Source organism: Staphylococcus sp. HMSC072B07, from assembly GCF_001815505.1.
Classification (GTDB): domain Bacteria; phylum Bacillota; class Bacilli; order Staphylococcales; family Staphylococcaceae; genus Staphylococcus; species Staphylococcus simulans.
In genome coordinates, this window is record NZ_KV820904.1 from 15,046 (window position 1) to 40,313 (window position 25,268).

The window sequence follows — 25,268 nt, forward strand, 5'->3', positions numbered from 1 at the left end:
TACAAACTTTCTGATACCTGTTATTATTATTTCTTGTAGAAAAGAAAACAAAGACTCAAAGGAGAGAATTATACATGGCAGTTAAAATTCGTTTAACACGTTTAGGCTCAAAAAGAAATCCATTCTACCGTATCGTAGCAGCAGATGCTCGTGCGCCACGTGATGGTCGTATCATCGAACAAATCGGAACTTATGATCCGGTTACTAAAGATGCGTCACAAACAGTTAAAATCGACGAAGAGTTAGCACTTAAATGGTTAGCTAACGGTGCGAAACCAACTGATACAGTTCACAATATCTTATCTAAAGAAGGTATTTTGAAAAAATTCGACGACCAACGTCAATCTAAGTAATTTAAGCTATAAGTTGCTTTAATCTCATAACCCTGAGACAATACACTTGTCTTAGGGTTATTGTTAAGTATTGGAGCTTTTTTCACGAGACCAAATATTGGAGGCAATGTGCATGAAAGTAGAAGTCGGTAAAATTGTAAATACACATGGGATAAAAGGTGAGGTACGTGTGAAATCTAACTCAGATTTTACAGACACACGCTTTCAACCTGGTGAAGTTTTGACATTGAATCACAAAGGCGAAGAAATTGCGTTAACAGTTGCTTCTTATCGTATGCACAAAGGGTTCCATATGTTGACATTTGAAGGTATCAACAACATTAATGATGTGGAGCACTTTAAAGGTGATATTCTGACACAAGAGCGTGATCATGAAGCAATTGAACTTGATGAACATGAGTTTTACTATTCCGACATTATCGGCTGCACAGTTTTTGATGGTGAAACACCGATTGGTCGTGTGAAAGAAATTTTTGAAACAGGTGCCAATGATGTATGGGTCGTTCAAGGTGATAAAGAGTACTTGATTCCCTATATCGCAGATGTTGTCCAAGAAGTAGATGTCTCTGGGCGCCGTATTCAAATTACGCCATTGGAAGGAATGTTCGACGAGTGAAAATTGATTATTTAACGCTGTTTCCAGAAATGTTTGATGGCGTATTAAATCATTCTATTTTAAAGCGTGCACAAGAGAAAGAGATTCTAACAGTGAACACCGTCAATTTCAGAGATTATGCGGTTAATAAACATAATCAAGTTGATGATTATCCATTCGGCGGCGGTCAAGGTATGGTATTGAAACCAGAACCTGTCTTTAATGCGATGAAAGACCTTGAGACGACAGAAAATACACGTGTGATATTAATGTGCCCACAAGGCAAACCCTTCTCACAAGCAGTGGCAGAAGAATTGAGCCAAGCAGAACACTTAGTGTTTATTTGTGGTCATTATGAAGGCTATGATGAACGTATCAGAGAACATTTAGTGACTGATGAAATCTCAATTGGAGATTATGTATTAACAGGTGGAGAATTGCCTGCGATGAGCATGACAGATGCGATTGTACGCTTGATTCCAGGTGTACTCGGCAATCAACAGTCACATCAAGATGACTCATTCTCTGATGGTTTATTAGAGTTTCCGCAATACACACGTCCAAGAGAATTTGAAGGTATGAAAGTACCAGACGTCTTATTATCAGGTAATCACGCAAACATTGATGCATGGCGACATGAACAAAAATTAATTAGAACATTTGTCAAAAGACCCGATTTACTAACAAAGTATCCATTAACATCAGAAGATGAAAAAATACTTGAAAACTACAAAAACCAATTGAAAACCAAATAGCAGTGTGCTAATATTATTTAAGTGTGCTAAGCACGAAAAATCACTATGATCCGCTGCTATTTTGTTGTCGAGGCAAGAACATAGTTTGAAGGAGAGAATAATAAAATGAGTAATCACAAATTAATCGAAGCAGTTACTAAATCACAATTACGCACAGACTTACCAAACTTCCGTGCCGGTGACACTGTACGTGTACACGTACGTATCGTCGAAGGTACTCGTGAACGTATCCAAGTCTTCGAAGGTGTCGTAATCAAACGTCGCGGTGGCGGAGTTTCAGAAACTTTCACAGTTCGTAAAATTTCATCTGGTGTAGGTGTGGAACGTACATTCCCATTACACACACCAAAAATTGAAAAAATCGAAGTGACTCGTCGCGGTAAAGTTAGACGTGCTAAACTTTACTACTTACGTAACTTACGTGGTAAAGCTGCTAGAATTAAAGAAATTCGCTAATTTTAGACAGATAGACATACGAGTAGACAAGACTGTTCCTAATCATGGAACAGTCTTTTTTTATGTAAATTGTCGTATGAAAATTCTGAAAAATTAGGTATAATAAAAGCATTCTATAAAATGAAGTCTTTATTTTTACAAGTACAACTAGAAAATCATCATAGAAGGAGTAGAAGTAAATGAAAAAGAAGGTTTTAGTAACGATTGCGATATTATTATTCTTTGCGGTTGTCGCAGTCAGTATTGTCAGGAACGAATTCACAGACCGTGTCAATCCGTTTCTAACGACTGAAAAATCATATGCGAAAGTTGAGAAAGGTACGCAGTTTTATGAAAATGTTCAAGCGTATTCAAAAGATGGAGAACGCGTGCCTTATAAGCTTACATTCAATGGTTTTGATCCTCAAAAAGAGAATGTCGTGATTATTCATAAAGGGAAATATGTGAAAGAAATCCATTATCTCGATACATTGCCTAAAGATGTAAAAGAATAAGAACGATTAAAGAATCGCCATTTTAATAGAGAAGGCGATTCTTTTATTTATATAGTTTAGATAGAATTGTCACTATTCCAATCATCTGCACTTGGCTATTGATGTGTGTGATATTGATGAATGATTTCATTGTATTCTCGTTGGTTATGTCCTCTGTATGCCCATAGTCTCACTTTAGAATAAACAATTTTGACATGTTTTAAAACATGTTTCGTTTTTACATTGTTATACAATCCTTGTGCTTTCCACATTTGTACAGCATCCTTCAAGTCATCTTCTTTTGGCACCATTTTGATATTAGGAAGAATGACATCTTCGAAAATAGCAATCTCAACCATATATATAGGAATATCAAAGGATTCTCCTTGAAGGTTGATGTTACTTCTCAGAAACAGTAAACTGTCTTCGAATTTCTTATTTTCTATCCACTCCTCTGAAGTAGCGGCTTTAAACAATGTCATAAGTGTTGAAGGTAAATAATAAGGGACAGTTTCATATAATGCATTTAGGGTTTGGTAAGCTTCTTTTAACGTCGTATGTGTAAGATAATTATCGCTGATAGCAACCATGTGACTTTTATAATCTGTGCTTATCTTATCTTTTATAGATGCGCTGGTTTCATGTGCTTCAAAGTATGAATTATAAAGTTTGACCACAATTTTAATAGGGATAAATCCGTATAAGTTTACAAGTGCTTCAAAGAATTTGATTTTAGTTTCAGTGTTTAAATCAGTAAGAATATTTGCCTGGATTTTATTATGCATCAAAGCTGGTAGAACCTTTTTGGCTTCCCCGACTGATAATCGATTATGGCACAAATCTTTTAATAACGCTTGTTGAAGGTCTTCATCTAAGGCTTGATCTGTAAAATCTTCAATCGACTGTTTAAGTATTTCTTCAGGCTGCAGACCACGTAAACTAAAATAACACTTTAAATGTTCAAATAAGTCACAAGGTAAATAAATCATACTGAGTTCAATGTCGCTAAACAAAATAAAGACCGCAATATTTTCACCAGGGAGTTCTGCACCTACAAAACTGTTTCTATCCTCATAAACCATATACGCAAAAAGTATACGTAAAGGTGGCACGATTTGAATTAGTTTTTCAAATAAGCCATAATCTCTCATCACTTTTTTGGTGATTAAGGCACACTTTTCAGAATCAGTCAGTTGATCATAATTATTAATATTAGCCATCACACATATAAAGTCTAAATTTTTTGTGTTATAACGTTCAGCTAAACATGTTTCAAAGTCCATGGTTTCATATAACCTGCGCTTTTCTTCTATTGAAGCTAAAGTTTCGATTTTTGTATGAACCCAATCTTCAAGCAACGGTAAGGAGGAATATTTTTCATTTAAACAATAGTGGTTATAATCATTTAAAAATTCAGGTGAGAGGTAGTAGCGGTCTTTAGCAATAGGGATGATATAGTATGTCGCTTTCAAATGAGTGAGTTGATAATAGTCTGTTCTAGAAAGTGTGATTATCGTAAGTGTGGAATTTAAAACAGACTCAAGTAATGCTTTTTCAGAAGCATTTAGAAGATGATCGAAATGATTCATTAATGTCTGATAGGAAATAGAGTTACTTTGAAGTGCTTTAGTAGAAAGTGAAGTGTTAAATTTTGGAAGTATGTGACTCAGATATTCGTGATTGGTGCTTTGGTAGTTACGTTCTTTCATGTTGTGTAATCAAACCTTTCTAGGCGAATGTTAATGGAGTAGAGATATAAAAATAGTATAAGTAAGAAGATAATAGGCTGTATATGCATAATCACAGACAGTAAAAAAAGCGTAAGTCATTGGTAAAAATAGTGTTGGGGATTAAAAAAACAGTGCGTATCCAAAATATAGAAGGATACACACTGTTTGTTTTATTGTTTCGTTTTGTTTCGTCTGAGTAGATAACGGCACCAGACCACGCTCAACACTAAACCAATTCCTGTGATGACGATTAATGGTTTTAATAATGGCGGTTCATATTTTAAATAAATATCTGTTTGACCTTTCTTAGTTGGAATTACTGTCATAATGCCATTACCTTGTTTAACTTCGTGTTTCTTACCATCGATTAACGCATACATTCCATTTCTATAGGCAGCAGGTAAGACAATGTAACCTTGTGTTGATTTTGGTTTTTGAATGTGTAAGTTACGGTTATTCTTAGTAACTTTGACAGGTGTTAAAGTATCTTTAGTACGATTTAAAGTACTGTAATCTTCACCATAAATACCTTTAAGCTGTAGACGGTATTTACCTTTTGGTAGTTGTAACTTCAGTTCTGGTGAAGCTTTAATACGCATAGTCACAGGGCTGACAAATCGTCGGTATTTGTAATCTAAGCGATTACGTTTTTGTTTATATTCATTGATTTTTACGTAGTGTTCTGAAGCTGGTGCGATACGTTCAACATCCATTTCTACATACATATCTTGATACTTATTCGCAACGGATTCAGGCAGCTGCATGGTTAAACCGCCATTGTTTTTTTGAACTTGAATATGTTTTTGATCTATTTGTTTTGCATCGCGTAATGTTGTCTTTGCTTTTTGTAGTAAGTTAGGGTTCGTTTTGAATGTTGAATTACCTTTTTTATCATCCCAAACAACGCCTTCTAACATGGCTTGTTCACGATCTAACGGTGATTTTAATTGGTCCATACTAAATGTTTTGTTGGTAATATGTGCACTTGGATAATCAATTTGATTTTTTGAATGAACAAAGATTCTATCATCATGTTTGATTTTATCTTTTAGTTCGAAACCGTATGGTATGTTTTTATCTGATTCCATTTTGAAGCGGTCTGTGACATCCCATAAAGCCATTAAGTTAGCTCGGTTATTAAATAAACGATAGGTACTGTTTTTATCAATCGGCATATTAATCTGCATCACATTATCATAATAATTAAGAATTTCACCATCAAAGATGCTTGAATAAAGCGAGATGCCGTTGTAGTTGTAAATGAATGGTGAGTTTAAACCATAAACACTCATATAATCAATACGCATTAAATCATCTTGATTTTCTTTTTGAATGGCTTTGATTTTTTTATTTAGCGGATGACTGAAGTAATCATAATTTGTGACTTGTTTTACTTCTGCTTCATACTCAGACAAGATATTTTCTTTATATTCTTTTAACTGCCAGAATTGTTGGACTAAAATTAATGCGACTAACATAAGCTTCATCCAATGCTTCATCTGACCTTTATAGATAATTAATATCAATGACAATACTGCGATGATGACAGCTGTGCTGATCCACCAATGCCATTCGCCTTCCGCATAACGTGATGAAATGATTAAGACTAAAACGGCTGGAATTGTTGCGGCAATTAAAGAAATGATAGACATTTCCGCTAAATATTGAATCATCAAAGCAACCAATATTGCGGCACTCATTGCCAGCATATAGACCCATCTGCGTTGCGGGATAGAAAAGCCGTTAAAGAAACTATCAAATGGGTTGGTAAATGAACCTAATAAGAAAATCCATGTCATAATCGCAAATAAACGATAGAAATAATGTTTGTATAGTTTAAATTGCAGTAGGGCAATCAAAACTAAAATCGACAATAAAATATGAAAACCTGATATAAATGTTTGTTTATCTGTGTTCAATAAATCTACAAAGAATGGATACTCTAATAATGGATTTTGTTTACGATCATTATGCAAGAATGAGCTGACACCTGTGTAAAATCCAAAACTAGCGACCATTAAACTTAATAGTATAGTTACCACTGTAATATAAATCTTCTGTATGCGGTTTAAGATATCCTCTTTATAAACTGCGACAGTTCTATAAATTAAATAAGCACCGATAATAATAGCTTCATAGTAACTGAAATAAAAGTTCGACATCAGCGTTAAGCCTAAACCGATAATCAATAAAGCGGCTTTACGTTCTCTAAATAACTTTTCTACACCTAATATTGTCAACGGTAAGTAAATCAATACATCACCATAAAATGACCAAGTGAAGTTGAAATACATCATGACATTAGAAGCGGTGTATAAAATTGTAGCGATCAGTGCGGTATAACGTTTTAATTTAAAATAGCGCATCATATAGTAAGCAGCAATAAATGTCAAAATGGCTTCTACAATCGCAAAGAATAATTGGTTTCCTGGCCAAAATTCAATACTGCTTGGATTCATATGTAAGAGATGTTCGCCTAACCACACAAATAAAAAGTTTAAGTAGGTAAGTGGAGAGGTTGAATAATAATAAGCTAAATCTGCGATATAATCTCCGCCTAAACCGAAAGAAATATCGTAGAAACTTGAAAAGTGTGTGACATGTTCATATAAGTATTTTTGAAATGGCATCATTTGTCTGAAACCATCGCCTGCACCACTGAATACAATTTGATGTTTCGTATAAGCGCGGATTGCAGGATAGAAAATAATCAGCATTATTAATGTGCCGATACCAGCAATTTTTAAAAAACGCACTAGGTTATGTTTTAGGGTGAATTTCATTTTTTGTCTCTCCTGAAATTAAAATGCATATGTAGAATTAGGTAATATACTACATATACCCTTTTTAATTTTAGCAGTAACGCGATTATAAAGGGAAATAAATCAACTAATATTAAAATTTTGTAAAGTATCATATTAACTTAATATGAATAATGTCTAACATATAGGGAATATAACTACCGGTAACAATTATATGGGAGTACTATCAATAACAAATCAATTTGGAGGTCTTAAACATATGGTTGAAGTAAGAAATGAATCAGGCATCACTCAAGTTGCGGAGAATGTGGACAGAGTTGCCGCATTAGAATTTTCATTCGTAGATGATTTATTAGCTTTAGATATTAAACCAGCTGCGATTGCTGATGATGGGAATAAAGAGAATTTATTTGAAGCAGTCAGAACACAGATTGGTGAATATGTTTCTTTAGGAGATAGAAACAATCCTGATTTAGATGCTTTAAGAGAAGCGGAACCACAATTAATTATTGCTGACGGTGAACGTCATCACAAAATCTATAGAGATTTAGAAAAAATTGCACCGACAATTTTACTTGAAAGCTTTGATGGCGATTATAAACAAAACTTAGAGTCATTCGAGTTAATCGGTAAAGCTGTATCAAAAGAACAAAAAGCGAAAACACGTGTCGCTGTGCATGAACAAAAGATCAAACAAATCGAAGAGGGTATTACTTTAGATAAAAGTTTAGGCACATTGGCTGCAGTAGTGACAGATAATCATATTGTAGGACATGATGCGAACAGTTATGTTGGTCAATTCTTAAAACGTCTTGGTTTCAAAATGGCAATCACTCAAGCAGATTCAAAAACGTATCCAGAATATAAAGATGGACCATATCTAAAATTAACGGATGAACAATTAAAAACATTAAATCCAGAACGTTTAATTTTAATGGTTGATGATGAAAATGCAGATGCATTAGAAGAATTACGTCAATCAGAAGTTTATAATTCAATCAATGCGAAGAAAAACGGACGTATTCATTTCGTAAACCGTGAATTATGGGCAAAATCACGTGGTTTAGTAGCGTCTGAACACATTGCAGAAGACTTAGCGAAATTCGAAGAATAAGTCTAAGTGAGATTAATACAAGTACCGAAAACATCTACCTTTTTCGGTACTTGTATTTTTTTATGATTTTATTGTAGTTTATGTAATGCATTGTATATTATGAGCGATTGTCGTTATTAATATTCATGTTTAAATTATTTAGTCGCTCAACTAAACTAGGATGACTTGATAAAATACTTCTACTTTTATAGTCAAATATGCCTAACTCAATAAATTTTTCGAATGCACTTTTTATATACTTAGTATTTACATACTCAGATGCATAAGTGTCACATTTTAATTCGCAATTTCTCTTGAACTTAAAGTTCAATGCTATAATGATAAAGTAAACCAGAATAAACAGAAAAACTACAATGAGTAACAAAATAATATTACTAGGCAGTTTGATTATAGGCATTAATAGAAAGAACACAAAAGGTGTTAAAGTGAAAGCACTTAATGAAACTAAATGCATTTTTAATGAGTCATTATCTTTTATATGACTATACTCATGTAAAAGAAAAAATCTGAGTTCATTTTCATTTAATTTTTGAATTAATGAGTCATCAATAATAATAACGGATTCCTTTTTTTTAACAGCGAATAGATTAGGTTTGAAGGGCATACTGACAGAATAAAAACTAATTTTTTTGTTTGTTAATTCAGGAACATACTCCGTTACAAACTTACTAGTAAGTCTCTTTTTGTTTACAAATATCAAATCGACAAGCGGTTTTAAAAATGCATAAAAAAAATAATCCAAAAGAAAAAGCAAACATATATTTTTTTAAATTGTAACTTAAAAAAGGAGTGCTTAAAACGTCGAATTTTAATAATACAGCTAGTATTAATAATAGCAATGAAATTATTCTCATATATATCAACTCCTTATCTAAATTGATCTTAATTGTAAAAAAAGGGCTTATATAGGTTTCAAATGCGCCTGCGAATATAATCAGTATAATTCCTAAAATAAACAATGATAGGTATTGATTATAATTATTTTTAATATCACCCCAATTTGATAAACCGATATAAGCTCTAATAAATAAACCGAGCATTTCTGGAGTAGCATGAATTAAAAAGCTAAGACCTCCATATTTAATCAAAATAGGTGAAAAACTATGTATTCTTTCGTATTTATCTCTTAATCAAAGTATTCAATAACTATTTGTTGTTTGAACATTTTTCACAGAAAACTTTTTGACTTTTCGCCCAGTTGCTAAGCATTGTATACCCTTTTAATTTGCTTTCGTTTATTTTTATAGTAATTACTTCATTTTTATTTATCTCTTTGTTACAGTTACTGCATCTTAATTTCTCAAGAAACATTAAATCTCCTCCTAATAATATAATATGAATAAGTAATAAGTAGTAAGGTGTCTTATACTTGCAGACTTGTCGATCGTTATAATGAAATAAGAAGGCAAGTGAAACTTATTAAGTTTCCATAATGGTATTACACTGATTGATATGATGATGAAAAGGTATATTACGTTAAACGGATTGTATAAATGATTATTAAAATATAAAGGTACATTGTTAAAGTATAAAATTATTACTTATTAGTCAAGTTATATTTGTATACAAATTTGTGGTTTTATTAAGGTTATGGTAGTAATTTGAATACTACCTTTTTCGGTGCTTGTATTTTTTTTATGCCGTATTATAAAGAAAATAGGGTATTAAACACTAATCAAGTTTAATTGAAATGACGGGAGTGGCGTATATGGAATACGAAGTAAAGCATTTAAATGAATTAAAGGTTATTGGTTATTTGAGTAAATATGCGACGATGCAAGACGCGCAACAAAATTTACCGAAAGCATGGCAAAAATTTCATGAATCAGGTGAAGAACAAACTTTATCTGAATTAAGCAACCACCAATTAGAAGGATACTTAGGAGTGATTGTACCTACAGAAGCAGGGATGAATTACTTAATTGCGGTAACTTCTGATAATCAATTTGGATCAGGCTTGCATCCTTATGCTCTACCTCAAGGCGATTATATGGTTGTAAATGCTAAAGGACCTGTACCAGAATCAATCCAGCAAGTATGTCAAAAAGTGTTTAACCCTGAGTTCTTAGCAAGCGAAGGTTATCACATGGCTGAAGGACCAGCTTTTGAATTCTATCCACATGGAGATGTGACTTCATCAGATTATGAAGCACAAGTGTATGTGCCGGTGGTAAAGAAAGAAGAATTAAACAACTAATATAAATTTAATTATTGATGTAAGAAACTCAAGCACTTAATCAGTTGTTTGGGTTTCTTTTTTCATTTTTTCAAGACTTCCAAAATATAGTATAATAGAGAGAATGTAAAATAGAGTAAAGCGATGAATGAAAGGTGATGAAACATGGTTATTCAATGGTATCCAGGGCATATGGCGAAAGCTAAACGTGAAGTGTCCGAACAGTTAAAGAAAGTGGATGTGGTCTTTGAATTAGTAGACGTACGTATCCCTTACAGTTCAAGAAACCCGATGATTGATGAAGTGATTCAAAATAAACCACGTGTGGTTATTTTAAATAAAAAAGATATGGCGAATTTAAATGAAACGGCCAAATGGGAAGACTATTTCAGAAGTAAAGGTTATTTCCCAGTATCAGTAGATGCGAAGCATGGTAAAGGCTTGAAATCAGTAGAACAAGCGGCTGTACAAGCGACAAAAGAAAAGTTCGAACGTGATAAAGCGAAAGGCTTAAAACCACGTGCAATTCGTGCCATGATTGTAGGTATTCCAAATGTAGGTAAATCTACGTTAATTAATAAACTTGCGAATAAAGCTATTGCGAAAACAGGTAATACACCAGGTGTAACGAAACAACAACAATGGATTAAAGTAGGTAAATCACTGCAATTATTAGATACACCAGGGATTTTATGGCCGAAATTTGAAGATCAAACAGTTGGTAAGAAATTAAGTTTAACAGGTGCGATTAAAGACAGTATCGTACACTTAGATGACGTTGCCATTTTTGGTTTAGAGTTCTATAAAGCACACGCGCTAGAAGCATTACAAAAACATTATAATATTGATTTAGATGCAGAAGCTGAAAATATTGAATGGTTTGATGCGATTGGACGTCGACGTGGTCTACTACAACGCGGCAATGAAGTGGATTATGAATCAGTCATTGAATTAATTATTAATGATATTAGAAATGCGAAACTTGGTACGCAAAGTTTTGATATTTATCAAGAGATGGCAGATGAAATTAAATAATGGGACAGTCAATCAAAGCAATTAAAGAAGCGTTAAAAGATGTAAAAACTTTAGCTGAACTGGAAACACTTGAATGGCATCAAGATGAAAGAAAAGGTGTACAACAAGCTTTATTAAGTCGTAAAAGACAATTAGAAAAGGAAGCGGCACTTGTTGAGCAGTACCAAGAGATGTCGTTATATGAAAATGATATTTTAGCGCATGACAATAAGGCGATTATTTGCGGTATAGATGAAGTCGGCAGAGGACCTTTAGCTGGTCCAGTAGTCGCATGTGCTGTGGTATTAAATGAAGGGCATGCATATTATGGTTTAAATGATTCAAAGAAAGTTTCGGCTGCTAAACGTGCCCAGCTGAAATCTGCGCTAGAAGCAGAAGCGACATATGCATACGGAATTGCGACTCCAGAAGAAATCGATGATTTAAATATTTATCAAGCAACGCAAGTGGCGATGATACGTGCGATTGAAGCTTTATCTATCAAACCGACGCATTTATTGATTGATGCGATGGAATTACCGTTAGATATTGAACAAACTTCTATCATTAAAGGTGACGCAAAAAGTGTGTCCATAGCAGCAGCCAGTATCATGGCAAAAGAATACCGTGATGCTTATATGCGCGAACTCGCAAAACAGTATCCGGGATATGATTTTGAACATAATGTTGGTTATGGCACAAAAGCACATTTAGCAGGAATTGATAAATTAGGTGTGATTCCAGAACATCGTAAATCATTTGAACCGATTAAATCTCTTACAACAAAATAGTTTTAAAAATAAGGTTGGTGCAAATTGTAATATTTGTTTCCAACCTTGTGTAATATTCAGATTAATTTGAAAAAAGCTAGAATAGTTGCAATATCACACTTCGCGAGGATTCGAGATAAAGTCTAAAAGTTAACAAAATTGACAAAAATAGCCGCTTTCAGTTTACAATAGCGCTTACATTTTCTATAATTAACAGTGTACTTAACCTAAGAAACAGGAGGATGGAGAATGAATATCCACGAGTATCAAGGAAAACAAATCTTTCGTTCAATGGGCGTTCCAGTTCCAGAAGGACGTGTAGCATTCACTGCTGAAGAAGCAGTAGACAAAGCTAAAGAATTAGACACTGATGTTTATGTTGTAAAAGCACAAATCCACGCTGGGGGTAGAGGTAAAGCTGGCGGTGTTAAAATCGCTAAGTCATTATCTGAAGTGGAAGCTTACGCTAATGAATTATTAGGTAAAACACTTGTAACTCACCAAACAGGTCCACAAGGTAAAGAAGTTAAACGTTTATACATTGAAGAGGGCTGCGATATTCAAAAAGAATATTATGTCGGATTCGTTATCGACCGTGCAACAGATCGTGTAACGTTAATGGCATCTGAAGAAGGCGGTACTGAAATTGAAGAAGTAGCGGCTAAAACGCCAGAAAAAATCTTCAAAGAAACAATCGATCCTGTTGTTGGTTTAGCACCATACCAAGCACGTCGTATTGCATTCAACATTAATATTCCAAAAGAATCAATCAATAAAGCGGCTAAATTCTTAATCGCTTTATACAATGTATTTATCGAAAAAGATGCATCAATCGTTGAAATCAACCCATTAGTTACAACTGGTGACGGTGATGTTTTAGCGTTAGATGCGAAAATCAACTTTGACGATAACGCATTATTCAGACACAAAGACATTTTAGAATTACGTGATTTAGAAGAAGAAGATCCAAAAGAAATCGAAGCTTCTAAATATGATTTATCATACATCGCTTTAGATGGCGACATCGGCTGCATGGTTAACGGTGCAGGTTTAGCGATGGCTACAATGGATACAATCAATCATTTTGGCGGAAATCCGGCTAACTTCTTAGACGTAGGCGGCGGCGCTACGAAAGAAAAAGTTACTGAAGCATTCAAAATCATCTTAGGTGATGATCATGTTAAAGGTATCTTTGTTAATATCTTCGGCGGAATCATGCGTTGTGATGTTATCGCAGAAGGTATCGTAGCAGCAGTTAAAGAAGTCGACTTAACATTACCTTTAGTAGTTCGTCTTGAAGGTACAAATGTTGAAATCGGTAAACAAATCTTAAAAGATTCAGGTTTAGCAATTGAGCCAGCAGCAACTATGGCTGAAGGCGCTCAAAAAATTGTCAAACTTGTCAAAGAAGTCTAAGGAAAGGATGAGACACTAAGATGAGCGTATATGTAGATAAGAACACAAAAGTAATTGTACAAGGTATCACTGGGTCTACAGCCCTTTTCCATACGAAACAAATGCTTGAATATGGTACTCAAATCGTTGCTGGGGTAACTCCTGGTAAAGGTGGTCAAGTTGTTGAAGGTGTACCAGTATTCAACACTGTAGAAGAAGCGAAAAAAGAAACAGGTGCAAACGTATCAATTATTTACGTACCAGCACCATTCGCAGCTGACGCAATTTTAGAATGTGCTGACGCTGAATTAGATTTAGCAATCTGTATTACAGAACACATTCCTGTATTAGATATGGTTAAAGTTAAACGTTATTTAGAAGATAAACACACTCGTTTAATCGGACCAAACTGCCCAGGTGTTATTTCACCAGATGATTGTAAAATCGGTATTATGCCTGGCTACATCCACAAAAAAGGCCACGTAGGTGTTGTATCTCGTTCAGGTACATTAACTTACGAAGCAGTGCATCAATTAACTGAAGAAGGCATTGGCCAAACTACAGCAGTAGGTATCGGTGGCGACCCAGTCAACGGTACAAACTTTATCGATGTATTAGATGCATTCAATAAAGACGAAGACACTAAAGCTGTCGTAATGATCGGTGAAATCGGCGGTACTGCTGAGGAAGAAGCGGCTGAATGGATTAGTAAAAATATGACAAAACCAGTTGTAGGATTCATTGGTGGTCAAACAGCACCTCCAGGAAAACGTATGGGTCACGCTGGTGCGATTATTTCTGGCGGTAAAGGTACTGCTAAAGAAAAAATCAAAACATTGAATGACAATGGTGTTAAAACTGCAGATACACCTTCTGAAATTGGTTCAACATTAATTGAAGCAGCTAAAGAAGCAGGTATCTATGAAGAGTTATTAACAGTTAAAAAAGACGCGTAATTCACTGCGTTTTATAAATCAGGCGTGGATTTGTACTTAGGTACAAGTCTGTGCCTTTTTTCATGTTAAAGTTGAGTATTCACATAGTCATTGAACATAACTTGATTTTTCATATATAATAGTAGAAACTCTGAATAAGCTTTTGTATAGAAAAGTATTGTTTCCATTATATAAAAGGTCGTATAATAACGAAAAAACCACAAGAAAGCAGGTAAACGATTGAACCTCAAAGAATTAGATTTAGAACTCCTCAGATTACGCTACGCAGGTTACTCCACAAAGCAAATATATGCACTTTTATTCAGGTATCCAGACTATTTTGAACTAAATTTACCAGAAAGAATGACAAAACTTCGACAATTTTCACAAAATACTGCCTCTAAAACTATGCTTCTGCATTATCAAACATATTGTCAGATAGAGCCTAATGATATTTATCAATCGTTAGTTGCTCAAAACATCCACTTAATTTCCATTTTTCATCCTGATTATCCTCACTTGCTTAAACACATTTATGCACCTCCATTATTATTATTTTGTAAAGGCAATAGAACTTGCTTAAAAGCACCTCACTATTTAAGTGTCGTCGGTTCTAGAGAAGCGACAAAGTATACACAAAATGCATTAGAATACCTCTTTAAGAATGAAGCATTACATGAGCTCGTTATCGTTTCAGGTTTAGCTAAAGGCGGAGATGCATTTGCACATGAAGCGGCTTTACACTATAATATGGCAACGATTGGCGTTTTAGCATTTGGTCATTATCATCATTATCCTAAAGAAACGCGTGCATTACGAAAACGAATAGAACAAACAGGTTTAACCCTCTCAGAATATATCCCCACAGATAGACCTGCCAGATATAAATTTCCGGAACGTAATCGTATCATTAGCGGCTTATCGCAAGGTGTACTGATTACTGAGTCTAGAGAAAGAAGCGGCGCACAAATCACAGTAGATTTAGCTTTAGAACAAGACAGAAATGTTTATGTGTTGCCAGGCAGCTTATTTCAAAAATTGACCATTGGAAATTTAAAACGCGCACAAGAAGGTGCGAAAATCGTTTTGAGTGCGCAAGATATTATGGAAGATTATGAAACATTAAATTGATTGAAAAAATGAAATAAAGACTTAAATGAAATGATGTCTGTTCATTTTCAGGTGAATTAAAATATTGACAAATGTAAAATAAACCGTTTATCATTTATCTTTGTAACAAGGAACATTTTATTTAAGCAGAGGGGGATCTACTTTGGCAGATAATTTAGTCATAGTTGAGTCGCCTGCAAAAGCTAAAACAATTGAAAAATATTTAGGGAAACGATATAAAGTTATCGCTTCAATGGGGCATGTCAGAGATTTGCCAAGAAGCCAAATGGGCGTTGATGTTGAAGATGATTTTGAACCCAAATATATTACGATTCGTGGTAAGGGACCAGTCGTTCAAGAGTTGAAGAGACATGCTAAAAAAGCAAAGAAAATCTTCCTAGCAAGTGACCCGGACCGTGAAGGTGAAGCAATTGCATGGCACTTAGCAAACATTTTGAAATTAGATGAACATGCGAAAAACCGAGTAGTATTTAACGAAATAACAAAAGATGCAGTTAAAGAAAGTTTTAAAACGCCGAGAAGTATTGAAATTAATTTAGTGGATGCACAACAAGCACGTCGTATTGTAGACAGATTAGTAGGTTATAACATTTCTCCGGTATTATGGAAAAAAGTTAAAAAAGGACTTTCAGCAGGACGTGTTCAATCTGTCGCATTACGTTTAGTCATTGATCGTGAAAATGAAATCCGTAACTTCAAACCAGAAGAATACTGGAAAATAGAAGGGAAATTCCGTTATAAAAAATCTACGTTTACAGCGAAATTCCTTCATTATAAAAACAAACCGTATAAACTACAAAAAAATGAAGACGTTAAATTCATTACAGACCAATTAAATGGTAATGAGTTTGAAGTGACTAAAGTCACACGTAAAGAGAAGAAACGTAATCCAGCAAATCCATTTACAACGTCTACTTTACAACAAGAAGCTTCAAGAAAATTAGGCTTCAAAACAAGAAAGACTATGATGGTTGCACAACAACTTTATGAAGGTATTGACCTTAAACGTCAAGGTACAGTTGGTTTGATTACGTATATGCGTACTGACTCTACACGTATTTCTGCAGATGCGAAAGCAGAAACAAAAGATTTTATCACTGAAAAGTACGGTAAAGAATATGTATCTCATCGTAAACAAACAGGTAAGCAAGGGGATCAAGATGCACACGAAGCTATTCGTCCTACAAAGACTCTGCGTACACCTGACGAAATGAAATCATTCTTAACAAAAGACCAACACCGTTTATATAAATTGATTTGGGAACGTTTTGTCGCAAGTCAAATGGCACCTGCTGTAATTGACACAGTTGCGATGGATGTTGAACAAGGTGATATTAAGTTCCGTGCGAATGGTCAAGCTATCAAATTCAAAGGATTCATGACATTATACGTTGAATCTAAAGATGAAGAAGAAGAACAAAACAAACGCTTGCCGATTATTGATGAAGGTGAAACTGTAATCGCAACAGATATCGAACCTTCTCAACACTTCACACAACCACCTCCAAGATATACGGAGGCGCGTTTAGTTAAAACGTTAGAAGAATTGAAAATCGGTAGACCATCTACGTATGCGCCGACAATTGATACGATTCAAAAACGTAATTATGTGAAGTTAGAAAGTAAACGTTTCGTACCTACTGAATTAGGTGAAATTGTTTATGAGCAAGTTAAAGAATACTTCCCAGAAATCATCGATGTTGAATTTACAGTAAACATGGAAACATTGCTGGATAAAATCGCTGAAGGCGATGAAAACTGGCGTAATGTTGTCGGCAACTTCTACAATGGCTTCAAAGACGATGTAGAACGTGCTGAAAAAGAAATGGAAAAAATTGAAATTAAAGATGAGCCTGCTGGTGAAGATTGCGAAAAATGCGGTTCACCAATGGTGATTAAAATGGGACGTTACGGCAAGTTTATGGCTTGTTCAAACTTCCCAGATTGCAGAAACACGAAAGCCATCGTTAAAGAAATCGGCGTGAAATGTCCGAAATGTAAGGATGGCGAAGTGGTAGAACGTAAATCGAAGAAAGGCAGAATCTTCTACGGCTGTTCAAACTATCCAGAATGTGACTTTATCTCATGGGATAAACCAGTCGGCAGAGATTGTCCGAAATGTGATCATCATTTAGTTGTTCGTAAAAAAGGACGTTCTAGTCAAGTCGTATGTTCGAACTGTGATTATAAAGAAGAAGTACAAAAGTAAAGTAAGAGCTGAGAGGTTGGACACAAAAAGCACAACGCTGCTTGCGTCTCGCCTCTTTTCATCTGAATGAGGAGGATTTATTTATGACAGAGACAGTTAACGTGGTCGGTGCAGGTTTAGCTGGTTCAGAAGCTGCATATCAGCTTGCGCAACGAGGCATCAAAGTTAATTTAATTGAAATGCGTCCAGTAAAACAAACACCAGCCCACCATACAGATAAATTCGCGGAATTAGTTTGTTCGAACTCATTACGCGGCAACTCACTGACAAATGCGGTAGGTGTGTTAAAAGAAGAAATGCGTCGCTTAGATTCATTGATTATTAGAGCGGCTGATAATGCACGTGTGCCAGCTGGCGGTGCGTTAGCAGTAGATAGACATGACTTTGCAGGTTATATTACTGATACTTTGAAATCCCATCCGAATATTACAGTTATCAATGAAGAAATTGAGAAAATCCCTGAAGGTTATACAATTATTGCGACAGGTCCATTAACGACAGAAGGGCTTGCGAAAGAAATTGTGGATATTACAGGTGAAGATCAACTTTACTTCTATGATGCGGCAGCACCGATTATCGAAAAAGATACGATTGATATGGATAAAGTCTACCTGAAGTCACGTTATGATAAAGGTGAAGCGGCTTACTTAAACTGTCCGATGACAGAAGAAGAATTCGACCGTTTTTATGATGCGGTGTTGGAAGCGGAAGTTGCGCCGGTAAATGAATTTGAAAAAGAAAAATATTTCGAAGGCTGTATGCCATTTGAAGTAATGGCTGAGCGCGGACGTAAAACATTACTATTTGGGCCAATGAAACCTGTAGGATTAGAAGACCCTAAAACAGGTAAGCGTCCATTTGCGGTGGTTCAATTACGTCAAGATGACGCAGCAGGTACACTTTATAATATTGTTGGATTCCAGACACATTTAAAATGGGGTGCACAAAAAGAAGTTATCCGTTTAATCCCTGGTTTGGAAAATGTTGATATTGTACGTTATGGCGTTATGCACCGTAATACATTTATCAACTCACCGGATGTCTTAAGTGAAACATATCAACTTAAAGGACATGATCAAGTTTACTTTGCAGGTCAAATGACTGGAGTAGAAGGTTATGTGGAAAGTGCTGCCAGCGGTTTAGTGGCTGGTATCAATGTGGCGCATAAACTACAAGGCAAAGCAGAAGTGATTTTCCCGCGTGAAACAATGATCGGCAGTATGGCATATTATATTTCACATGCGAAGAACAATAAGAACTTCCAACCGATGAATGCAAACTTCGGTTTAGTGCCTTCACTTGAGAAAAGAATTAAAGATAAAAAGGAACGTTATGAGCAACAAGCGAACCGTGCTTTAACGTACTTAGAAAACTTTAAGCAAACATTGTGATAAATTATGAATATTTTGATAAAATAGATTTGTGTTTAGAAAACGTTTGCGGTTTCGAGACTTAAATCACTGCAGCTCCCTCTGTCTATATGCTACAATGCAAATGATGGAGGGGTTTTTATTGAATAAAATCCAAGATTCTTTTTTATACATGTTAAAGGTAGAACGCTTTTTTTCTAAACATACTTTGAAATCATATCACGACGATTTGATGCAGTTTAATTCTTTTTTAGAACAGGAGCATTTACAATTAAAATCTTTTGAATATAAGGATGCAAGAAATTATTTATCTTATTTATATTCAAAAGGCTTGAAAAGAACAACAGTTTCTCGTAAAATTTCAACGTTACGGTCTTTTTATGAATACTGGATGACGCAAGATGACACAGTAGTAAATCCTTTTGTTCAACTTGTGCATCCAAAGAAAGAGCAATATTTGCCTCATTTTTTCTATGAAGAAGAAATGAGTGCGTTATTTGAAACAGTTGAAGAAGATGAACATAAAGGCATGCGTGATCGTGTCATTTTAGAATTATTATATGGTACGGGCATTCGTGTTTCAGAATTAGTGAACATTAAGTTAGAGGATTTAGATTTAAATTCACCAGGTGTGAAAGTGCTTGGGAAAGGTAATAAAGAACGCTTTATTCCTTTTGGAAATATGTGCAGAGAGAGTATTGAACGTTATCTTTCAGAATTTCCTCCGCTCAAAAAAGCGTCTCATGATTATTTGCTTGTAAATATGAATGGGCGACCGATTACTGAACGGGGCGTTCGTTATGTGTTGAATGATATTGTGAAACGCACATCGGGGGTGACGGATATCCACCCGCATAAATTGAGACATACCTTTGCGACACATATGTTGAATGAAGGTGCGGATTTAAGAACAGTGCAATCTTTGCTTGGTCATGTCAATCTTTCAACAACAGGGCGATATACGCATGTTTCCAACCAACAATTGCGCAAAGTCTATTTAAATGCACATCCTCGAGCTAAAAAGGAGAAATAGGAATGAATAATTCAATTCATGCGACAACAATCTTTGCGGTCAGACAAAATGGTCATGCTGCAATGGCAGGCGACGGTCAAGTGACATTAGGACAACAAGTCATCATGAAACAAACAGCAAGAAAAGTTCGTAGACTGTATGATGGCAAAGTCTTAGCTGGCTTCGCTGGTAGTGTGGCAGATGCCTTTACACTTTTCGAAAAATTCGAAACTAAGTTGCAAGAATTCAGCGGTAATTTAGAACGTGCTGCAGTTGAACTTGCACAAGAGTGGAGAGGCGATAAACGGCTGAGACAACTTGAAGCAATGCTAATTGTAATGGACAAAAACGCAATATTAGTCGTCAGCGGTACAGGTGAAGTAATCGCACCTGATGATGATTTAATTGCGATCGGTTCAGGCGGCAATTATGCTTTAAGTGCTGGACGTGCTTTAAAACGTCATACAGACATGTCAGCAAAAGACATGGCTTATGCAAGTTTGAAAGTCGCTTCAGAAATTTGTGTTTTCACAAATGACAACATTATTGTCGAAGAATTATAAGTACAACGAAATTTAAGACAACATTATTTTTCCAAAACATTGGAAGAGGTAAATTATATATTGGAGGTTGATCAACGAATGGATGCTAGCGCAATCAAACTTACCCCAAGAGACATTGTATCTCGTTTGAATGAATACATTGTCGGTCAAGATGACGCTAAGAAGAAAGTAGCCATTGCTTTGAGAAACAGATATCGCCGAAGTCAGTTGGACGAAGAATTAAAACAAGAAATCGTTCCGAAAAACATTTTGATGATTGGTCCAACTGGTGTGGGTAAAACTGAAATCGCAAGAAGAATGGCCAAAATCGTCGGCGCACCATTTATTAAAGTTGAAGCAACTAAGTTCACAGAGGTAGGCTATGTTGGACGTGATGTTGAAAGCATGGTACGTGACTTGGTTGATGTTGCTGTCAGACTTGTTAAAGAAGCTAGAAAAGAACAAGTTAAAGACGAAGCGATTAAAAAAGCGAATGAAAAATTGGTTAAATTGCTCGTACCGAGTATGAAGAAAAAAGCGAACCAAAATGCAGGTAATCCTTTTGAATCATTATTCGGCGGAATGATGCCGAACTTTGGCAACCAAGATGATGAAGATGAAGAACCGCCAACAGAAGACGTTAAAACAAAACGTTCTGAAATTCGCCGTCAATTATTAAATGGTGAATTAGAAGAAGAAAAAGTTCGTATCAAAGTTGAACAAGACCCAGGTGCAATGGGAATGTTAGGTACAAACCAAAACCAACAAGTTCAAGACATGATGAATCAATTGATGCCTAAGAAAAAAGTGGAGCGTGAAGTTCCAGTGAAAACTGCACGTAAAATTCTAGCTGATGATTATGCAGATGAATTAATCGATCATGAAACAGCAAACCAAGAAGCGCTAGAATTAGCAGAACAAATGGGCATTATCTTTATCGATGAAATTGATAAAGTAGCCAGCAATAATCATGCAGGCGGCCAAGACGTATCAAGACAAGGTGTACAACGTGACATCTTACCGATTGTCGAAGGCAGTGTCGTTCAAACGAAATATGGTAGTGTCAACACTGAACACATGCTCTTTATCGGAGCAGGTGCTTTCCATGTGTCAAAACCAAGTGATTTGATTCCTGAATTACAAGGACGTTTCCCAATTCGTGTTGAACTTGAAAGTTTATCAGTTGAAGATTTCGTGAATATTCTTAAAGAACCAAAACTTTCACTGATTAAACAATACGAAGCATTATTACAAACAGAAGAAGTAACGGTTAACTTCACAGACGAAGCGATTACGCGCTTAGCTGAAATTGCTTTCCAAGTTAACCAAGACACTGATAATATCGGTGCACGTCGACTTCATACGATTTTAGAAAAAATGCTGGAGGATCTTTCATACGAAGCACCTGGAATGCCGAATGCGGTGGTAGAGATAACAGCACAATATGTTGATGATAAATTGAAATCTATTTCTACAAACAAAGATTTAAGTGCATTTATCTTATAAACTTATAATTACAAATACAAAAGGAGAAGAAAAATGAGTTTACTTTCAAAAACAAGAGAATTGAATACACTGTTGCAAAAACATAAAGGAATTGCTGTAGATTTTAAAGACGTAGCGCGTAAAATTAGTGAGGTAACTGTAACTAATGTATTTATCGTTTCACGCAGAGGTAAAATCCTAGGAGCAAGCTTGAATGAATTGTTGAAAAACAGTCGAATCAATCAAATGTTGGAAGACCGCCATATTCCAAGTGAATATACTGAAAAATTAATGGACGTTAAACAAACAGAATCAAACATTGATATCGATGATGATTTATCTGTATTCCCTCCAGAAAACAGAGATGCGTTCATTGATAGTAAAACAACAATCTTCCCAGTATTAGGTGGTGGAGAACGTTTAGGTACTTTAGTACTTGGCCGTGTATCTGATGAGTTTAATGAAAACGACTTAGTACTAGGTGAATATGCAGCAACAGTATTAGGTATGGAAATCTTACGTGAAAAACACAGTGAAGTAGAACAAGAAGCACGTGATAAAGCAGCAATCAACATGGCGATCAATTCTTTATCATACTCAGAAAGAGAAGCAATCGAGCATATCTTTGAAGAATTAGGCGGTAAAGAAGGATTATTAATCGCATCTAAAGTTGCTGACCGTGTCGGCATCACGCGTTCAGTTATCGTAAATGCATTACGTAAACTTGAAAGTGCTGGTGTTATCGAGTCACGTTCACTTGGTATGAAAGGTACTTTCATCAAAGTTAAAAAAGAACAATTCTTAGACGAATTAGAAAAAACAAAATAAGACGATAGAACGCTGACAACTTAAATTTTAAATATTGCTTTATTGACGGCAGTATGTTATATTTAATGACGGCTATAAAGCCGATAACACACATAAAGAGCTGAAATGTAATTGGTGCGATGTTATTGCGTCGTTATTACATGAGCTATTTATGGAGGAAAATAACCAAATTGGAGGATTTTAATCATGGCAGTAATTTCAATGAAACAATTGCTAGAAGCAGGTGTTCACTTCGGTCACCAAACACGCCGTTGGAACCCAAAAATGAAAAAATACATTTTCACTGAAAGAAATGGTATCTATATCATCGACTTACAAAAAACAGTGAAAAAAGTTGACGAAGCTTACAACTTCCTTAAACAAGTATCAGAAGATGGCGGTAAAGTCTTATTCGTAGGTACTAAAAAACAAGCTCAAGAATCAATCAAAAATGAAGCTGAGCGCGCTGGTCAATTCTACGTTAACCAAAGATGGTTAGGCGGAATCTTGACTAACTACAAAACAATCTCTAAACGAGTAAAACGTATTTCTGAAATTGAAAAAATGGAAGAAGACGGCTTATTCGAAGTATTACCTAAAAAAGAAGTAGTTGAAATCAAAAAAGAATACGACCGTTTAATCAAATTCTTAGGTGGTATTCGTGATATGAAATCAATGCCTCAAGCATTATTCGTAGTTGACCCTCGTAAAGAGCGCAACGCGATTGCTGAAGCACGTAAATTACACATCCCAATCGTAGGTATCGTTGATACTAACTGCGATCCAGATGAAATTGATTACGTAATTCCAGCAAACGATGATGCTATCCGTGCCGTTAAATTATTAACAGGCAAAATGGCTGATGCGATCTTAGAAGGACAACAAGGTGTTTCTAATGAAGAAGTAGCTGCTGAGCAAAACATCGACTTAAAAGAAGAAGATAAAGGCGAAGCAAAAGAAACTGAAGAAACTTCTGTTGAATCAAACTAAGAATAATTCAAAATGGGTGATAAGATATTGAGGCTTATCACCTTTTTTTAAAAATAATATGAATAAAAAGTAAAGCTTTTATTGAGTATGCGATGCATACTTGATAAGCGTATAAAAAATAAAGAATAATCAGAGTTTACGCGTTTAACGCGAGACAAATAGAGTTATAATTAGAGAGAGAACTGATATACTATATTTGACTGATTATATTATGTTATATAAATGGAGGAAAATTGAATGGCACAAATTACAGCTAAATTAGTTAAAGAATTGCGCGAAAGAACTGGCGCAGGTATGATGGATTGTAAAAAAGCATTAGTAGAAACTGATGGCGATATCGAAAAAGCAATCGACTACCTACGTGAAAAAGGTATTGCGAAAGCTGCTAAAAAAGCAGATCGTATTGCTGCTGAAGGTATGACTTATGTTGGAGTTAACGGTAACGATGCTGTAATCGTTGAAATCAACTCTGAAACTGACTTCGTAGCACGTAACGAAGGCTTCCAAGAGCTAGTTAAAGAAATCGCTAACCAAATTCTTGAAACTAAACCAGAATCAGTTGACGCATTGTTAGAAACTAAATTATCAACAGGTGACACTGTTAGCGAACGTATCAACAAAGCAATCTCAACAATCGGTGAAAAATTAAGCTTACGTCGTTTCGCAGTTAGAACTAAAGGTGACAACGATGCATTCGGTGCATACGAACATATGGGCGGCCGTATCAGTGTATTAACAGTAGTTGAAGGTACAACTGACGAAGAAGCTGCTAAAGATGTTGCAATGCATATTGCTGCTATCAATCCTAAATATGTTTCTTCTGACCAAGTAAGCCAAGAAGAACTTGCACACGAAAAAGAAGTATTAAAACAACAAGCATTAAATGAAGGTAAACCAGAAAAAATCGTTGAAAAAATGGTTGAAGGCCGTTTACGCAAATATTTACAAGAAATTTGCGCAGTTGACCAAGACTTCGTTAAAAACCCTGATGTTACTGTTGAAGAATTCCTTAAATCAAAAGGCGGTAAATTAACTGACTTTGTACGCTATGAAGTAGGCGAAGGATTAGAAAAACGTGACGAAAACTTTGCTGACGAAGTTAAAGGACAAATGAAATAATAATCTATTAAAATGTTGAACAAGAAAGAAGACACCCTTGTATATCTATATAAATGCACACATTTGTATCGGACG

At 35.3% G+C, this 25,268-nt stretch carries 23 protein-coding genes; 20 read left to right on the top strand and 3 right to left on the bottom strand.

Annotation, left to right across the window (positions count from 1 at the left end):
* Positions 1-74: 74 nt before the first annotated feature.
* The 5 genes from rpsP to HMPREF3031_RS04890 all read left to right on the top strand — a co-directional run bounded on the left by rpsP (position 75) and on the right by HMPREF3031_RS04890 (position 2,653).
* Positions 75-353, top strand: coding sequence for a 30S ribosomal protein S16 (rpsP, locus tag HMPREF3031_RS04870; protein WP_002480673.1), 279 nt, complete (start codon positions 75-77; stop codon positions 351-353).
* Positions 354-465: 112 nt separating this feature from the next.
* The gene (gene rimM, locus HMPREF3031_RS04875) at positions 466-969 is read left to right on the top strand and encodes a ribosome maturation factor RimM (RefSeq protein ID WP_002480674.1); all 504 of its coding nucleotides are present in this window, start codon (positions 466-468) and stop codon (positions 967-969) included.
* Positions 966-1,703, top strand: coding sequence for a tRNA (guanosine(37)-N1)-methyltransferase TrmD (gene trmD / locus HMPREF3031_RS04880; RefSeq protein ID WP_002480675.1), 738 nt, complete (start codon positions 966-968; stop codon positions 1,701-1,703). The genes rimM and trmD overlap by 4 nt, the downstream gene beginning before the upstream one ends.
* 105 nt (positions 1,704-1,808) lie before the next feature.
* Complete coding sequence (gene rplS, locus HMPREF3031_RS04885) at positions 1,809-2,159, top strand: 50S ribosomal protein L19 (protein ID WP_002480676.1); 351 nt, start codon at positions 1,809-1,811, stop codon at positions 2,157-2,159.
* A gap of 179 nt (positions 2,160-2,338) precedes the next feature.
* On the top strand, positions 2,339-2,653 hold the full coding sequence (locus tag HMPREF3031_RS04890) for a YxeA family protein (RefSeq protein ID WP_002480677.1): 315 nt from the start codon (positions 2,339-2,341) through the stop codon (positions 2,651-2,653).
* 95 nt (positions 2,654-2,748) lie between these two features.
* Here HMPREF3031_RS04890 and HMPREF3031_RS04895 read toward each other — a convergent pair whose 3' ends face one another.
* A complete protein-coding gene (locus HMPREF3031_RS04895; RefSeq protein WP_002480678.1) occupies positions 2,749-4,341 on the bottom strand; it encodes a hypothetical protein in 1,593 nt (530 codons plus the stop codon).
* 191 nt (positions 4,342-4,532) lie between these two features.
* Positions 4,533-7,145: a YfhO family protein gene (locus HMPREF3031_RS04900; protein WP_002480679.1), complete on the bottom strand. Its 2,613-nt coding sequence runs from the start codon at positions 7,143-7,145 to the stop codon at positions 4,533-4,535.
* Positions 7,146-7,383: 238 nt separating this feature from the next.
* Here HMPREF3031_RS04900 and HMPREF3031_RS04905 point away from each other — a divergent pair, with 238 nt between their 5' ends.
* Positions 7,384-8,238, top strand: coding sequence for an ABC transporter substrate-binding protein (locus HMPREF3031_RS04905; RefSeq protein ID WP_002480680.1), 855 nt, complete (start codon positions 7,384-7,386; stop codon positions 8,236-8,238).
* 97 nt (positions 8,239-8,335) lie between these two features.
* Here the strand turns inward: HMPREF3031_RS04905 and HMPREF3031_RS13875 are convergent, their stop codons facing one another.
* On the bottom strand, positions 8,336-8,992 hold the full coding sequence (locus tag HMPREF3031_RS13875; RefSeq protein WP_373880221.1) for a M48 family metallopeptidase: 657 nt from the start codon (positions 8,990-8,992) through the stop codon (positions 8,336-8,338).
* Between the two features lie 954 nt (positions 8,993-9,946).
* Between HMPREF3031_RS13875 and HMPREF3031_RS04920 the strand changes: the two genes are divergently transcribed.
* From HMPREF3031_RS04920 to tsf, 14 genes are all read left to right on the top strand, one after another.
* Complete coding sequence (locus tag HMPREF3031_RS04920; protein ID WP_002480682.1) at positions 9,947-10,435, top strand: GyrI-like domain-containing protein; 489 nt, start codon at positions 9,947-9,949, stop codon at positions 10,433-10,435.
* A gap of 144 nt (positions 10,436-10,579) precedes the next feature.
* A complete protein-coding gene (gene ylqF, locus HMPREF3031_RS04925) occupies positions 10,580-11,449 on the top strand; it encodes a ribosome biogenesis GTPase YlqF (protein WP_070724643.1) in 870 nt (289 codons plus the stop codon).
* Entirely contained in the window at positions 11,449-12,219 is a 771-nt protein-coding gene (locus tag HMPREF3031_RS04930; protein ID WP_002480684.1) for a ribonuclease HII, read from the top strand. Before ylqF ends, HMPREF3031_RS04930 begins: the two co-directional genes overlap by 1 nt.
* Positions 12,220-12,447: 228 nt before the next feature.
* Positions 12,448-13,614, top strand: coding sequence for an ADP-forming succinate--CoA ligase subunit beta (gene sucC, locus HMPREF3031_RS04935; protein WP_002480685.1), 1,167 nt, complete (start codon positions 12,448-12,450; stop codon positions 13,612-13,614).
* Between the two features lie 20 nt (positions 13,615-13,634).
* Positions 13,635-14,549, top strand: a complete 915-nt coding sequence (gene sucD / locus HMPREF3031_RS04940; protein WP_002480686.1) for a succinate--CoA ligase subunit alpha — start codon at positions 13,635-13,637, stop codon at positions 14,547-14,549.
* 219 nt (positions 14,550-14,768) lie between these two features.
* Complete coding sequence (dprA, locus tag HMPREF3031_RS04945; RefSeq protein ID WP_002480687.1) at positions 14,769-15,659, top strand: DNA-processing protein DprA; 891 nt, start codon at positions 14,769-14,771, stop codon at positions 15,657-15,659.
* Between the two features lie 142 nt (positions 15,660-15,801).
* Positions 15,802-17,868, top strand: a complete 2,067-nt coding sequence (gene topA / locus HMPREF3031_RS04950; protein ID WP_023015697.1) for a type I DNA topoisomerase — start codon at positions 15,802-15,804, stop codon at positions 17,866-17,868.
* Between the two features lie 83 nt (positions 17,869-17,951).
* On the top strand, positions 17,952-19,259 hold the full coding sequence (gene trmFO, locus HMPREF3031_RS04955) for an FADH(2)-oxidizing methylenetetrahydrofolate--tRNA-(uracil(54)-C(5))-methyltransferase TrmFO (protein ID WP_002480689.1): 1,308 nt from the start codon (positions 17,952-17,954) through the stop codon (positions 19,257-19,259).
* A gap of 121 nt (positions 19,260-19,380) precedes the next feature.
* A complete protein-coding gene (gene xerC / locus HMPREF3031_RS04960; protein ID WP_002480690.1) occupies positions 19,381-20,271 on the top strand; it encodes a tyrosine recombinase XerC in 891 nt (296 codons plus the stop codon).
* A gap of 2 nt (positions 20,272-20,273) precedes the next feature.
* Positions 20,274-20,813: an ATP-dependent protease subunit HslV gene (gene hslV, locus HMPREF3031_RS04965; protein ID WP_002480691.1), complete on the top strand. Its 540-nt coding sequence runs from the start codon at positions 20,274-20,276 to the stop codon at positions 20,811-20,813.
* A 78-nt stretch (positions 20,814-20,891) separates the two neighbouring features.
* Entirely contained in the window at positions 20,892-22,298 is a 1,407-nt protein-coding gene (hslU, locus tag HMPREF3031_RS04970; protein ID WP_002480692.1) for an ATP-dependent protease ATPase subunit HslU, read from the top strand.
* 33 nt (positions 22,299-22,331) lie between these two features.
* Entirely contained in the window at positions 22,332-23,105 is a 774-nt protein-coding gene (gene codY, locus HMPREF3031_RS04975) for a GTP-sensing pleiotropic transcriptional regulator CodY (protein WP_002480693.1), read from the top strand.
* Positions 23,106-23,291: 186 nt separating this feature from the next.
* On the top strand, positions 23,292-24,074 hold the full coding sequence (rpsB, locus tag HMPREF3031_RS04980; RefSeq protein WP_002480694.1) for a 30S ribosomal protein S2: 783 nt from the start codon (positions 23,292-23,294) through the stop codon (positions 24,072-24,074).
* A 237-nt stretch (positions 24,075-24,311) separates the two neighbouring features.
* Complete coding sequence (gene tsf, locus HMPREF3031_RS04985; RefSeq protein ID WP_002480695.1) at positions 24,312-25,193, top strand: translation elongation factor Ts; 882 nt, start codon at positions 24,312-24,314, stop codon at positions 25,191-25,193.
* Positions 25,194-25,268 lie beyond the last annotated feature (75 nt).